This window comes from Saccharopolyspora endophytica (genome assembly GCF_018070075.1).
In the GTDB taxonomy this organism is placed as follows: Bacteria; Actinomycetota; Actinomycetes; order Mycobacteriales; family Pseudonocardiaceae; genus Saccharopolyspora; species Saccharopolyspora endophytica.
Genome location: NZ_JAGPXE010000012.1, coordinates 199,574 through 213,432, shown reverse-complemented (window position 1 = coordinate 213,432; position 13,859 = coordinate 199,574). Strand labels below are relative to the sequence as shown.

Annotated in this window: 13 protein-coding genes; 9 read left to right on the top strand and 4 right to left on the bottom strand. The window is 70.9% G+C overall.

The features are described from left to right. The first annotated feature begins 20 nt into the window (after nt 1–20). Both pdxR and KBO27_RS25545 read left to right on the top strand, forming a co-directional pair. Nucleotides 21–1,439, top strand: a complete 1,419-nt coding sequence (pdxR, locus tag KBO27_RS25550) for a MocR-like pyridoxine biosynthesis transcription factor PdxR (RefSeq protein WP_210972409.1) — start codon at nt 21–23, stop codon at nt 1,437–1,439. Nucleotides 1,440–1,516: 77 nt separating this feature from the next. After that, nucleotides 1,517–2,608, top strand: a complete 1,092-nt coding sequence (locus KBO27_RS25545; protein ID WP_210972408.1) for a D-alanine--D-alanine ligase family protein — start codon at nt 1,517–1,519, stop codon at nt 2,606–2,608. A 320-nt stretch (nt 2,609–2,928) separates the two neighbouring features. Here KBO27_RS25545 and KBO27_RS25540 read toward each other — a convergent pair whose 3' ends face one another. Beyond that, a complete protein-coding gene (locus tag KBO27_RS25540; protein WP_210972407.1) occupies nt 2,929–3,516 on the bottom strand; it encodes a DUF3515 domain-containing protein in 588 nt (195 codons plus the stop codon). Between the two features lie 39 nt (nt 3,517–3,555). After that, nucleotides 3,556–3,789: an Lrp/AsnC ligand binding domain-containing protein gene (locus tag KBO27_RS25535; protein WP_132685817.1), complete on the bottom strand. Its 234-nt coding sequence runs from the start codon at nt 3,787–3,789 to the stop codon at nt 3,556–3,558. 73 nt (nt 3,790–3,862) lie between these two features. Between KBO27_RS25535 and KBO27_RS25530 the strand changes: the two genes are divergently transcribed. Beyond that, entirely contained in the window at nt 3,863–4,852 is a 990-nt protein-coding gene (locus KBO27_RS25530; protein WP_210972406.1) for a thiamine-phosphate kinase, read from the top strand. Between the two features lie 68 nt (nt 4,853–4,920). Here KBO27_RS25530 and KBO27_RS25525 read toward each other — a convergent pair whose 3' ends face one another. Further along, on the bottom strand, nt 4,921–6,252 hold the full coding sequence (locus KBO27_RS25525; RefSeq protein ID WP_210972405.1) for an MFS transporter: 1,332 nt from the start codon (nt 6,250–6,252) through the stop codon (nt 4,921–4,923). Between the two features lie 359 nt (nt 6,253–6,611). On the opposite strand from KBO27_RS25525, the gene KBO27_RS25520 reads away from it, so the two are divergent. After that, entirely contained in the window at nt 6,612–7,286 is a 675-nt protein-coding gene (locus KBO27_RS25520; RefSeq protein WP_210972404.1) for a uracil-DNA glycosylase, read from the top strand. A 259-nt stretch (nt 7,287–7,545) separates the two neighbouring features. Here the strand turns inward: KBO27_RS25520 and rpmB are convergent, their stop codons facing one another. Continuing rightward, nucleotides 7,546–7,737 (bottom strand): 50S ribosomal protein L28, encoded by a 192-nt coding sequence (gene rpmB / locus KBO27_RS25515; protein WP_132625373.1) that lies wholly within the window; start codon nt 7,735–7,737, stop codon nt 7,546–7,548. 291 nt (nt 7,738–8,028) lie between these two features. Here rpmB and KBO27_RS25510 point away from each other — a divergent pair, with 291 nt between their 5' ends. The 5 genes from KBO27_RS25510 (at nt 8,029) to recG (ending at nt 13,820) form a co-directional block, all read left to right on the top strand. Next, nucleotides 8,029–9,588: a DAK2 domain-containing protein gene (locus KBO27_RS25510; RefSeq protein WP_210972403.1), complete on the top strand. Its 1,560-nt coding sequence runs from the start codon at nt 8,029–8,031 to the stop codon at nt 9,586–9,588. A 91-nt stretch (nt 9,589–9,679) separates the two neighbouring features. Further along, on the top strand, nt 9,680–10,027 hold the full coding sequence (locus KBO27_RS25505) for a GntR family transcriptional regulator (protein WP_210972402.1): 348 nt from the start codon (nt 9,680–9,682) through the stop codon (nt 10,025–10,027). After that, the gene (locus KBO27_RS25500; protein WP_210972401.1) at nt 10,024–10,980 is read left to right on the top strand and encodes a DUF1648 domain-containing protein; all 957 of its coding nucleotides are present in this window, start codon (nt 10,024–10,026) and stop codon (nt 10,978–10,980) included. The genes KBO27_RS25505 and KBO27_RS25500 overlap by 4 nt, the downstream gene beginning before the upstream one ends. Nucleotides 10,981–11,090: 110 nt before the next feature. After that, entirely contained in the window at nt 11,091–11,549 is a 459-nt protein-coding gene (locus KBO27_RS25495) for a hypothetical protein (RefSeq protein ID WP_210972400.1), read from the top strand. A gap of 39 nt (nt 11,550–11,588) precedes the next feature. Beyond that, nucleotides 11,589–13,820 (top strand): ATP-dependent DNA helicase RecG, encoded by a 2,232-nt coding sequence (recG, locus tag KBO27_RS25490; protein WP_210972399.1) that lies wholly within the window; start codon nt 11,589–11,591, stop codon nt 13,818–13,820. Nucleotides 13,821–13,859 lie beyond the last annotated feature (39 nt).

Below are 13,859 nucleotides of genomic sequence, written 5' to 3'. Positions count from 1 at the left end.
CAATCAGGGAGAATTCCGAAATGCCACATGACGTGCCCGCGGCCAGCTCACCGCTGCTGGAACTGGCCATCGACCTGCACCGGGACGGCGATCTGCCGCTCGCGGTGCAACTGGCCGACGCGTTGCGGCACGCGGCGACCATCGGCCAGCTGCGCGGCGGCGACCGGTTGCCCTCGACGCGCGCGCTGGCCCGGCACCTGGCCGTCAGCCGCACCGTGACCGCCGCCGCCTACGAGCAGCTGCACGCCGAGGGCTGGATCGTCGGGCGGCGCGGCTCGGGCACCTACGTCACCACCAGCCCGCCGGGCGCGCGCAGCGACGCCGTGGCGCCGCAGGTCCTGCAGCGCCCGCACTCCGAACGCCCGATGGTGCAGCTGTTCGCGGGCGTGCCCTGGGCGGACGGGCTCGACCGCGCCGCGTGGCGCCGGGCCTGGCGCGCCGCCGCCGACACCGCCCCGGACCTGCGTCCGCAGCGCGCCGGACTGCTCAGCTACCGCGAGGCCGTCGTGGAACACCTGCTGCGGCACCGCGGTCTGGTCGTCGGCGGCTGGACCGCTGAGAACGTGCTCGCCACCGGCGGCACCAGCACCGCGCTGGGCGAGCTCGCCGCGGCGGTGCTGCCGCGCGGGGCGAAGGTCGCCATCGAGGAACCCGGCTATCAGCGCGCGGTCGGTGCGCTCAAGGCCGCGGGCATCGAGGTCGTGCCCGCGCCCGTCGACCACTCCGGTCTGGTCGTCGAAGACGTCCCGAGCGGGGTCGCGGCCGTCTACTGCTCGCCCGCGCACCAGTTCCCGATCGGCGGGCGGCTGCCCGCGGAACGCCGCATCGCGCTCATCGAGCGCGCCCGGGACGAGGGCTGGCTCATCGTCGAGGACGACTACGACGGCGAACTGCGCTACGACGTCGCCCCGCTGCCGGTCCTGGCCTCGATGGCCCCGGACGTCGTGGTGCACCTGGGCACCACCAGCAAGATCCTCACCCCCACGCTCGGCGTAGGCTGGATGCTGGCGGCCGAGAGGATCACCACCGCCGTCCAGCGGCACCGCGAGCGCATCGGTCAGGGGCCGGCCCTGGCGGGACAGCGGGTGCTGGTGGAACTCGCCCGCCACGGCGATCTCGGCAGGCACCTGAGGCGGCTGCGGCGCGAGCTCTCCCAGCGCCGCGCGATCGTCGTGGACTCCCTGACCGCCGAGGGGATCTCGGTGTTCGGCGACCGCGCGGGCGCGCACGTCGTGGTGCCCCTGCCCGACGCCGAGGCGGAGCAGCGCGTCGTCGACGAAGGCGCCGAGGAAGGTCTCGTGCTCGACGGTCTGCGACGCCACCACGACGGCCCGCAGCGCTGGTGCGGACTGGCGCTCGGCTACGCCGCCTGCACCCGCGACGAGCTCGAATCCGCGCTGCCGGTCGTGGCCAGGTTGTGCCGAAGATCGGACGGCTGATGCCCGATACCGCATCGTGTCGCTAGCGGGAGGGCTTCGTAAAACGACCGGAGCGCAGCCGAGGTATGGTCCGGCGCATGACTTCGCGCAAGACCCGGGTGGCCGTCGTCTTCGGCGGGCGCAGCACCGAGCACGGCATCTCCTGCGTGTCCGGCGGTAGCGTGCTCGCCCACCTGGACCAGGACCGTTTCGAGATCGTGCCGGTCGGCATCACCCAGGAAGGCGCCTGGGTGCTCGGCACCGACGACCCGAAGCAGCTGGAGATCCGGGATCGCAAGGAACCCCAGGTCGTCTCCGGCACCGCGCTTGCCCTGCCGGGCGACCCGACCCGCCAGGAGCTCGTGCTGCTCGAACCCGGGAAGGGCGGCGAGGTCCTCTCCGGCGTCGACGCCGTCTTCCCGGTGCTGCACGGCGCCTTCGGCGAGGACGGCACCATCCAGGGCCTGCTGGAGATGGCCGACGTGCCCTACGTGGGTCCGGGCGTGCTCTCCAGCGCGGTGTCGATGGACAAGGAGTACACCAAGAAGCTGCTCGCGGCCGAAGGCATCGAGGTCGGCACCTACGAGGTGCTGCGCCGGGGCCAGGAGACGCTGACCGAGGCGCAGCGCGACCGGCTGACCCTGCCGGTGTTCGTCAAGCCCGCGCGCGCCGGTTCGTCGCTGGGCATCACCAAGGTCACCGACTGGGCCGACCTGGACGACGCGATCGCCGAAGCCCGCCGCACGGACCCGAAGGTCATCATCGAGACCGGTGTGGTCGGGCGCGAGATCGAGTGCGGCGTCCTGGAGTTCCCCGACGGCCGCGTCGAGGCGTCGCAGCCCGCCGAGCTGCGGGTCACCGGTGAGAGCGACTGGTACGACTACGAGTCGAAGTACCTCGACGACGTCACCGAGTTCGACCTGCCCGCCAAGATCAGCGACGAGCACACCGCCGAGCTGCGCGACATGGCGGTGCGCGCCTTCGCCGCGCTGGAGTGCCAGGGACTCGCCCGCGTCGACTTCTTCCTGTCCGACGAGGGCAAGCTGATCATCAACGAGGTCAACACGATGCCGGGCTTCACCCCGATCTCGCTGTACCCGCGGATGTGGGCGCACAGCGGCATCGACTACCCAGCGCTGCTGACCACGCTGGTCGACACGGCGCTGGCGCGAGGCACCGGCCTGCGCTGAGCCAGACGTGAGAAGGCCGTCCACCACTTCGGTGAGGGACGGCCTTTCTCGTGTCCTGAGCTGGTCCCGAACTTCCACTGAAATCGCGTCACCACCGGGGTCCGGTCCCTGATCTCCACTGAAATCGCGTCACCACCGGGGCCAGGTCCCTGATTTCCACTGAAATCGGGTTCCCGAGTTCCCCTGAAATTGGGTTCCGACCGGGGCGGGTCCCGGACTTCCACTGAAATCGGGGTCCTGATTTCCACTGAAATCCGGGACCAGGCGTGCGGAGGCTGCGGAGCGGTCGGGGTCTGCCTCCCGCTCCGGCGGGTGAGGTCCTACGGGAAGACGGGCTGCTTGGGGAGTTTCCCGCCGATCAGCTTCGACAGGTCCTGCAGCGGGCCCGTTCCGATGTCGGCCGGGGCGCTCAGCGCCACGTAGACCGGCCGGTCCACGGCCAGCCACGAGGAATCGCCGCCCTGGTTGATCTCCAGCCAGCTGACCCCGGAGACGTCCATCAGCTGCGAGGTCGGGGTCAGCTCGGCGGGCGCGTCGATGCCGCAGCGCACGGTCACCGGGTCGTGCTCGGCGTCGCCCCAGGCGACGGTCGCCGCCGGTGCGGGCTCGGCCAGGGGCCTGCGCGGCACCTGGGCACCACCGATCGACAGCTGCGCGGGCAGCGCGGACATCACCGCCGCGCACTCCGGGGACTGCGCCTCGGGTGCCGGGATCGGGGCCGCCGCCAGCGGACCCGTGCGCCGGGCGGCCTCGGCGGCCGCGGTCTCCTGCCGGAGCCGGTGCTCGCCGTACCAGCCGTAGACGCCGACACCGGCCACGCCCACGGCCAGCAGCACGCCGAGCGCGATCGCGATGATCAGAACCGGCCTGGGAACGCCGGAATCCTCGTGCTCAACCACGCCGCCCATCACAGCACCACGCCGCGACCCGGCCCGAACAGGGGTTCCTCAGAGGTGAACCACCGGACACGTCAGCGTGCGCGTGATGCCCTCGACGTTCTGGATCCTCGCGACGACCATCTTGCCGAGCAGGTCGACGTTCTCGGCCTCGGCGCGCACGATGACGTCGTAGGGACCGGTGACGTCCTCGGCGCTGATGACGCCTTCGGACCCTGCGATCTCGCCGGCGACGGCGGCTGCCTTGCCGACCTCTGTCTGGATGAGGATGTATGCCTGTACCACGGCGTGCCCCTTCGTCTAGCCCATGTGCTCGGGGTAGGAAACTGGCAGAAAGCTACCCCATCTGACCGAGCTGATGCTCAAGGAAGGAAGGTCCCAGTTGGGTCCTGACTCGTCCCAGGAACCACAGACCATTTCCCAGGTGGGTGAGTTCAATCTCATCGATCGAGTGACAGCTGGTCGTCATCAGTCGCCGGGCACGCTCCTCGGCCCGGGTGACGACGCCGCCGTGCTGGCCGCTCCCGACGGTCGCGTGGTGGCCAGCACCGATGTGCTGGTGGAACAAGTCCACTTCCGCTTCGACTGGTCCACACCGCACCAGGTGGGCCGCAAAGCGGTCGCGGTGAACCTCTCCGACATCAATGCCATGGGCGCGGTGCCCACGGGTCTGCTGGTCGGCCTCGGCTGCCCGCCCGACACGCCCGCGACCGTGGTCGACGAGCTCGCCGACGGCATGTGGGAAGAGGCGCAGCAGGCCGGGATCGGGATCGTCGGCGGCGACATGGTGTCGTCGCCGTCACTGACGATCTCGATCACAGCCCTCGGCGACCTGCAGGGCAGGGAACCCGTCACCCGCTCCGGCGCGCGTCCGGGGGACGTCGTCGCGGTGGCGGGCAGGCTCGGCTGGTCGGCGGCGGGGTTAGCCGTCCTGGGGCGAGGATTCCGCTCCCCGGTCGCCGTCGTCGGCGCGCACCGCGTGCCCGAACCGCCCTACGGCGCCGGACCGCAGGCCGCCGTCGCCGGGGCCACGTCCATGGTGGACACCTCCGACGGGCTGCTGGCGGACCTGGGCCACATCGCCGCTGCCTCGAAGGTCGCCATCGACCTCCGCCTGGAGCAGGTCGAGATCCCGCAGCGGCTCACCGAGGTCGCCTCCGCGCTGGGGGCCGACGCGCGCCACTGGGTGCTCACCGGCGGTGAGGACCAGGCCCTGATCGCGACCTTCCCCGCCAACCGCCCGCTGCCGCCGGACTTCCGCGAGATCGGCGTGGTCGCGGAGGGTTCGGGCGTGACCATCGACGGCAAGGACTACGAAGGCCCCACCGGCTGGGAGCACTGGCGGTAGGGGCGAAAAAAGGAGGACGCCCCCGGATGAACCAGGGGGCGTCCTCGCATGTGGTGGGTTCGGCGCAGTCAGCTCGCCGGGGCCGCCGCGGGGGCGTCCTGCATCAGCGGCTTCCTCGCGGTCTCCTTCATGAGCAGGATCGGCACCAAGGCGATCAGTGCCGCGCCCATCAGGTAGAAGGCGGGGAAGTAGCTGTTGCCGGTGTTGGTCACGACGGCGTCGTTGACCAGTGGCGCAGTGCCACCGAAGACGGCAGTGGAGATGTTATAGCCGACCGAGAAGGCCGCGTAGCGGACCTTGGTCGGGAACATCGCCGGCAGCGTCGCGGCCAGCGGCCCGATCAGCTGCACGTGACCGACGGCCAGCAGCGCCAGCCCGAGGATGGTGGTCAGCACCGTTCCCTGACCGATCAGCCAGAACGCGGGGATCGGCAGCACCAGGAAGCAGATGGCCGCCGAGATGAACAGCGGTTTCCGGCCGATGCGGTCCGACAGCGCGCCGACGGGCGTGATGATGCACATCATGAACGCGACCGTCAGCAGCAGCGGGACCAGCACCTGGTGCTCCTGCCCGTCGGGCACGTTGAGCGTGTCCGAGAGGTAGGTCTCCATGTAGGTCAGGATCGTGTAGTTGGCGACGTTGATCAGGATCACGATGCCCATGAGGATCAGCAGCTGGCGCCACCACTCGCGGACCAGATCCCGCAGCGGGGACTTGGCGACCTGGTGGGTGTTCTCCAGCTGCTTGAACGCCGGGGTGTCCTCCAGCTTGGACCGCAGGTACAGACCGACGCCGCCGAGCGGACCGGCGATCAGGAACGGAATGCGCCAGCCCCACGTCTCCATGGAAGTGCTGTCCAGCGTGAGGATCAGGATGGTCGGCACCAGCGCGCCGAGTCCGAATCCGACGAGGGTGCCGAATTCGAGCCAGCTGCCCCAGAAGCCGCGCTTGCGGTCGGGGGCGTACTCGGCGATGTAGGTCGCCGCACCTCCGTATTCGCCACCGGTGGAGAAGCCCTGCAACAACCGGCACAGCAGCAACAGCATCGGCGCGAAGATGCCGATGGTGCCGTAGGTCGGCAGCAGACCGATGACGAACGTCGAGCCCGACATCAGCAGAATCGTCACCGCGAGGACCTTCTGCCTGCCGATCCGGTCGCCGAGCGGGCCGAAGAACAGGCTGCCCAGCGGGCGGAACAGGAAGGAGATGGCGAAGACGCCGAACGCGGAGACGGTCTCCCACGGACCGGGGAAGAACTGGTGGCCGACATAGGCGGCCACGTACGCGTAGACGCCGAAGTCGTACCACTCCGTGCAGTTACCGATTGCGGCTGCGCCGACCGCTCGACGCAGCAACGACTTCTGCTCGGACTCTGATTCGGCGGTTTCCTGAGAAGTCATGAGATGCGGCCCACCTCCGGGTGTTGTCTCCACGGCCGTGGTCGTTTTGGAACTTCGCCAGAACCTAGCCGAGTGGCCAGGGGGAGGCCACCAAAAGCGCGACATCGAGCATTCCCACGTTATTTGCTTTATGCGCCACCGCACGTTCGAAGTGCCGAAACCTGCTCCCGGAGTGTCACTGATGTGACGAGTGCATTTCCGCGATGACGGGCGAAAATGGCTCTTTCGGAGTAGTTCCGATTACGCATGTGGGCAAGGTCGCGATCACCGTTACTTCATCGGTATGTGACGTGTGCCACTGACGAGTGGTTGTGGGGCTGTGCGTGAGGCCCACGATGCCGATCGCTAACCTGCTCGGCATGGCAGCACGTCCCCTGCACGAAACCGTTGAAGCCGGCTGGGCGGAGGCGCTCGCGCCGGTCGCGGATCAGATCGCGTCGATGGGCGCCTTCCTGCGTTCCGAGGTCGCCGAGGGCCGCACCTACCTGCCGGCGCCGGAGAACGTGCTGCGCGCTTTCCAGCAGCCGTTCCACGACGTGCGCGTGCTCATCGTCGGCCAGGACCCGTACCCGACGCCCGGTCATCCGGTGGGGCTGAGCTTCTCGGTCGCCCAGGGCGTCGCGCCGCCGCGCAGCCTGGTCAACATCTTCCGCGAGTACAGCGAGGACCTCGGTCACCCGAAGCCCTCCAGCGGGGACCTCACGCCCTGGACCGAGCGCGGCGTGCTGCTGCTCAACCGCGCCCTCACGGTCAGCCCCGGCAAACCCGGCTCGCACCGCGGCAAGGGCTGGGAGCAGGTCACCGCGCAGGCGATCAAGGCCCTGGCCGCTCGCGACGAGCCGCTGGTGGCGATCCTGTGGGGACGCGACGCCCGCGACCTGCGGCCGCTCATGCCCGGCGTGGAGTGCGTCGAGTCGCCCCACCCGAGCCCGATGTCGGCCGACCGCGGGTTCTTCGGATCGAAGCCCTTCAGCCGGACCAACGAGATCCTGCAGCGCAAGGGCTGGGAACCCATCGACTGGAAGCTGCCCTGAGCTCGTCAGTGGTCCTGCTGCTCAGCGGTGCGGGTGGCGGAACCTCAGACGCCTTCTGGCTCCGGGATCCGATGTCCACTACACGGCGCTGCGGCTGTCCTCCCCAGAAGACGTCTGAGAACCCGCGGCGGTGCCGGTTGCTCAGGTGGGGCGCGGATGAAGCGCCTGCGGCGCTTGCCTGACGAGCTCGACTCCTGGCCCGAGCAGCAGAAAGCCCCGAGGTTCTATCACCTCGGGGCTCCTAGCTAGGAACACATCCTCAGCCGCGGGCGACCTTGCCTGCCTTCATGCAGGAGGTGCACACGTTCATGCGCTTGCGCTGGGACAGACCGATCTTGGCGTGCACGGTCTGAATGTTCGGGTTCCACCGGCGCTTGGTCTTCCGGTGGGAGTGCGAGACCGAGTTGCCGAAGCCTGGTCCCTTGCCACAGACGTCGCAGACGGCAGCCACGTCAGACACCCCTTACTTTGCTTGACGGTTACAGCGATGAGAGCTCCGCTGTCGTGCCACGCCGAATCGGAGAGGCATTGCGGGAGCGCTTCCTGCTCACCGCCGTGCGGCGGACTGAGCCCGGAGAACCCGGTTGCCCGGGGTCATCGCCACCCTGGGACCCGATGAGTCTAGCCCACGGCCACCGGCTGCTCCCGAGCCGGGGGCCGATGTGCGGCGGAGCACCGTGAGGGCGCCGCCTGCGGATAGTCTCGGCTGCGACCGATCCTAACGTGCGTGGGAGGTTCCCGGGTGTTGCGGACGCTGAGCGCGGCGACTGCCCGCCGCTGGGCGGACCTGGCCATGTCGGCGCTGTCGGCCGAGCGCGAGGCGATCGACCGGATCAACGTCTACCCGGTCGCCGACGGCGACACCGGGACGAACCTGCTGCAGACCATGCGCGCGGCGGTGCGCACCCTCGACGAGGTCGCCCCGGACACCCTCGGCGGTGTGTTCGCGGCGCTGGCCAAGGGCGCCCTCGGCGGCGCCTGCGGGAACTCCGGGATGCTGTTGTCGCAGGCCATCAGGGGTGTGGCCGAGCAGTTGCGGGACGCCGAGACCGCGGACGGCGTGGCGTGGCGGGAGGCCCTGCGGCGAGCCGACGAGCTGGCCCGGCGGGCCGTCGCCGAGCCGCAGGAGGGAACCGTGCTGTCGGTGCTGCGCGCCGCCGCCCGCGGTGCGCAGCACTCCGAGGACCTCGCCGAGGTGGTGCGCTCCTCGACGCGCGCGGCGATCGACGCGCTGGCCGCCACGCCCGCGCAGCTGCCGGTGCTGTCGGAGGCGGGCGTCGTCGACGCGGGCGGGCGAGGTCTGGTGATCCTGCTCGACGCGCTGCACGCGGTCGTCGTCGACGGCGAGTGGCTGGCCCCGAACTCGCCGGTGCCCGCCGAGTCGGACCTGCTGGAGCACGAGTCGAGCTTCGACTACGAGGTCATGTACCTGCTGGCCGACACCGACGCGGAGCGGGCCGAGTCGCTGCGCGGGCGGCTGGGAGGTCTGGGCGATTGCGTGTCGGTCGTCGGTGACGGGGCCGACGCCTGGGCGGTCCACGTGCACTGCGACGACATCGGGGGAGCGATCGAGGCGGGCGTCGAGACCGGCAGGGTGCACCGGATCAAGGTGACGCGCTTCGCCGATCAGCAGGCCGCCTACGCCCGCGACGTGGCGGTGCTGGCGTGCGTGCCGGGGGACGTGCTCGGCGAGGTCTTCGCCGCTGAGGGCGCCGATGTGCTGGTCACCGGCTCGATCCCGGTCCCGGCGGAGCTGCGGGAGGCGATCGTCGGCACGGGTGCCGGTCACGTGGTCGTGCTGCCCAACGACCTGGACACGGCTCTGGTCGTGGAGCGGGCCGTGGCCGGCCGGTCCGGCGAGGGGCCCGAGGTCGTGGTGGTGCCGACCGCGTCGCCGGTGCAGGGGCTGGCCGCGCTGGCGGTGCACGATCCGCACCGGCGGCGCGCCGACGACCAGGTCGCGATGGCCGAGGCCGCCGCGGCGACCCGTCGCGGTGAGCTCTACGTCGCCGACGCCGAGGCCCTGACCTGGGTCGGTCGGTGCCGTCCCGGCGACATCCTCGGTCTGATCGACGGGGAGGTCGTGCTCATCGGCGAAGACCTGACCACCACCGCGCGGCAGCTGCTGACCCGGATGCTCACCGCCGGTGGCGAGCTGGCCACCGCGCTCATCGGCGACAACACCCCACCCGAGCTGCCCGGGGAGCTGTCGGCTCACCTGCGCCGCGCCCACCCCGAGGTGGAGATGGCCAGCTACCCGGCGGGTGCTCTGGACTCGCTGCTGCTGATCGGCATCGAGTAGTTCCGCTCCGCGTGCGGGGGACCTCCGGGTTCCCCTCGTTCGTCGTGCCCGGTTCTGAGATGAACCGGATGGTGCTAGTGTCATTCGCACCATGTTGCTCACGTTGGACATCGAGGACGGGCGGCCGCTGCACGAGCAGGCCGCCGATGCGATCCGGCGCGCCATCGCCGACGGGGAGGTCGAGCCGGGCGACCGGCTGCCGCCCGCCCGCGACCTGGCCGACGCGATGAGCATCAACGCCAACACCGTGCTGCGAGCGCTGCGCGAACTGCGCGCCGAGGGACTGCTGGAGTTCCGCCGCGGCCGAGGGGTGACCGTGCTGCGGCGTCCCGACCCGGAGACGGGGCTGCGCGCCCAGCTGCGCGACCTGGTGGCCGAGGCGCGGCGCCGGGGCTTCACCACCGCCGACCTGACGCGGTGGATCGAGGAGGAATCGTGAACCACCGCAAGGCATTCCTGGTCCTGTCGATCGCGTGGACGGTGCTGGTGACCGTCGCGCTGGTCCTGCCGATGGTCCTGCTGCGCGGTCGGCTCCCGGACCCGATCGCCACCCACTTCAGCGGCTCCGGCGTTCCCGACGGTTCCACGTCCCTGGCGGCGTTCCCGCTGGTCGTGCTGCCGGGGTGGTTGCTGTTCGCGGTGTTCGCGGTGGTCGTGGGAGCGGTGGGCGAACGCCGGGCGCACCGGGCGGGTTCGGCGGCGTTCCTGGGTGCGGTGGCCGCCTTCTTCGGGGGCATCACGGCCTCGACGCTGTGGACGAACCTCGACCACACCGCCTGGCAGGACACCCGGTTGCCGATGTGGCACGTGCTTCCCGTGCTGGCGGGGGCGGCGGTGGCGGGCTTCGCCGGCTGGCTGGTCGGCAACCGGGGTCCTGACGAGCCCGGAGCCGAATCCGACGAGACCGGGAGCGCCGCCGGGCTCGACCTCGAACCGGGTCGCCGAGCGGTGTGGATCTCCTCGGTGTCCAGCCGGGTCCTCGTCGTCGTCGGAGCCGCCGGGGTGCTGGTGGGCGTGGGGATGCTCGTCCTGACCGGCTGGCAGGTCGCGCTGCCCGCGCTGCTCGCGGGAATCGTCGTGTCAGCGGTGTCGACGGTGCGGATCCGCGTCGACGAGCAGGGCGTGCGCGCCGCGTTCGGCCCGCAGCGCTTCCCGGTGCGCCGGATCCGGCTGGAGCAGATCAGCAGCGCCCGGGTCGCCCACCACCGCGCTCTGGAGGTCGGCGGCTGGGGTTACCGGGTCCTTCCTGCCACCACCGCGATCATGCTGCGCGGCGGCGAATGCCTGGTGCTGCGCCTGAAGTCCGGGCGCGACTTCGTCATCAGCGTGGACAAGCCCGATCGCGGGGCGGATCTGGTCAACGCGCTGCTCGCGGAGCGCTCGGCGATGTGAGCACGCCCGACCTCCCCGTCACGCCCGCGCGTCGTCCCGGGTGGTCGGCGGTGATCACCGGTGGTGCCGCTAACCTCGAACCGAGTCATCAAGTGACGCGGGAGACAGCAGTGCGCATCCGGAGCCGGTACGTGTGGTTGATCGCCGGCTGGACGCTGTCCGTGGCCGTGCTGATGGTCGCCGTGCCGCTGCTGGTGGGCGCGCGGCTGCCCGAGCCCATCGCCGTGGAGTGGACCTCCACCGGATCACCCGAGAGTTCGAGCTCGCTGCGCGACTTCCTGGTCGGCAAGCTGGTGTGGTGGCTGGTGGTCGCCGCGGTGTGGAGCGCGCTGGTGCTGCGCGGGGTGCTGCGCGAGCGCGCCACCGCGCTGGCCGCGGCCGTGATGGCGGTGTTCGGCTGGGTGATGCTGGGGACCGTCGTGCTGACCACGATCGCCAACCTGGACGCGCCGGACTTCCGCGACGCCACCGAACTGTCCGGTGAGGGCTGGCTGCTGCTCGGCGCGCTGCCGGTGGCGTGGGCCGGCTGGCGGGTCGGCGGCCGGGAAACCGTCGGTGCCGCCGAGTAGCTTGCGGTGCCATCCGAGTACGCAGGCGGAGGACTTGCAGTGACCACATTGGACGCGAAGCTCGACCGGTTGTTGGGTGCCAAGACCGGCAAGGCGCTCGAGTCTGCGCTGGGCCTGGTCACCGTCGGGGATCTGCTGCGGCACTACCCCCGCCGCTACGCCGAGCGCGGGGAGCTGACCGCGATCGCCGGGCTGGAGCTCGGCGAGCACGCGACCGTGCTGGCCAAGGTCGAGCGGGTCACCAAGCGCACCATGAAGTCCCGCCGCGGCACGATCGTCGAGGCCCGCATCACCGACGGGCACCGGTCGCTGTCGTGCACGTTCTTCAACCAGGCGTGGCGCGAGCGGGAGCTGATCCCCGGCAAGCGCGGCATGTTCGCGGGCAAGGTCACCGCCTTCCGCGAGCAGCTCCAGCTCGCGCACCCCGAGTACCAGCTGTTCGACTCGGAGGCCACCGACGTCGGGGCCGTCGCCGAGGAGTTCGCGAGCGCGCTGCTGCCGGTCTACCCGTCGGCGCAGGGGTTGCCGTCGTGGTCGATCGCGCGCTGCGTGAAGCAGGTGCTGGACGTGTGGGACGGGACCGACGACCCGCTGCCCACGGAGCTGCGCGAGCGCCTGGGCATGTCGGTGCTGGAGGAAGCGCTGCGCAAGATCCACCTGCCGCAGAACTTCGGCGAGGTCGCCGCGGCGCAGGACCGGCTCAAGTGGGACGAGGCGCTGGCCGTGCAGCTCACGCTGGCGCAGCGGCGCAGCAACACCAAGTCGCATCCGGCGCCGGTGTGCGAGCGCCGCGACGACGGGGTGCGGGTGGCCTTCGACGAGCGGATGCCGTTCGAGCTGACCCGGGGCCAGCAGGAGATCGGCGAGCAGATCGCCACCGACCTCGGCACCGAGCACCCGATGAACCGCCTGGTCCAAGGCGAGGTGGGCAGCGGCAAGACGGTGGTCGCGCTGCGCGCGATGCTGCAGGTGGTCGACGCCGGGCGGCAGGCGGCGATGCTGGCGCCCACCGAGGTCCTGGCCGCGCAGCACGCGCGTTCGCTGCGCGAACTGCTCGGCGACCTGGCCATGGCCGGGGAGCTGGGCGGGGCGGAGAACGCGACGCGGGTGACGCTGCTGACCGGTTCGCTCAACACCGCGCAGCGGCGCAAGGCGATGCTGGAGGCGGCCTCCGGCGAGGCGGGGATCGTCGTCGGCACGCACGCGTTGATCCAGGACAAGGTGTCCTTCGCCGATCTGGGGCTGGTCGTGGTCGACGAGCAGCACCGCTTCGGCGTCGAGCAGCGCGACGCCCTGCGCGCCCGCGCGGGCGAGGAGACCGCGCCCCACGTGCTGGTGATGACGGCGACGCCGATCCCGCGCACGGTGGCGATGACGGTCTACGGCGATCTGGAGACCTCTGCCCTGCGCGAGCTCCCGCAGGGCCGTTCCCCGATCAGCACGAGCGTGGTGCCGGTGGCCGAGAAGCCGGCGTGGCTGGACCGGGCGTGGGCGCGCATCCACGAGGAGGTCGCCGCCGGTCACCAGGTCTACGTGGTGTGCCCGCGCATCGGTGACGACGAGGAGAGCTCGGGCAAGGGCAAGAAGTCCAAGAAGTCCACTGTGGATGACGGTGACGGCGAGGAGCCGCCGCCGGACGACGGTGGTGAGCAGCGGCGCCCGCCGGTCGCGGTGATCGACGTCGCCGAGCAGCTGGCGGCCGGGCCGCTGTCGGGTCTGCGGCTGGGCATCCTGCACGGCAGGCTGGCCGCCGACGACAAGGAAGCGGTGATGCGCGCCTTCGCCGCGGGTGAGCTGGACGTGCTGGTGGCGACCACGGTGATCGAGGTCGGCGTCAACGTTCCCAACGCGACCGTCATGGTGATCATGGATGCGGACCGGTTCGGCGTGTCGCAGCTGCACCAGCTGCGCGGCCGGGTCGGCCGGGGCAGCGCTCCGGGGCTGTGCCTGCTGGTCACCGAGGCCATGGGCGGCACCACGACGCGCGAGCGGCTGGACGCGGTCGCCTCCACCACCGACGGTTTCGAGCTGGCGCGGCTGGACCTGGAGCTGCGCCGGGAGGGCGACATCCTGGGCGCGGCGCAGTCGGGTCGCAAGTCCGGTTTGAAGATGCTGTCGCTGTTGCGCGACGAGGACGTGATCGCGCAGGCGCGCGAGGAGGCGGACCGCTTCGTCGCCGCGGATCCCGAGTTGCGGGAGCACCCGGGGTTGGCCCGGATGGTGGCCGAGGTCGTCGACGACGAGCGCGCGGAGTACCTCGAAAAGTCGTGATCGTCTTCCGGTAGGACGTGAATTTCCCGGATGCTGGGC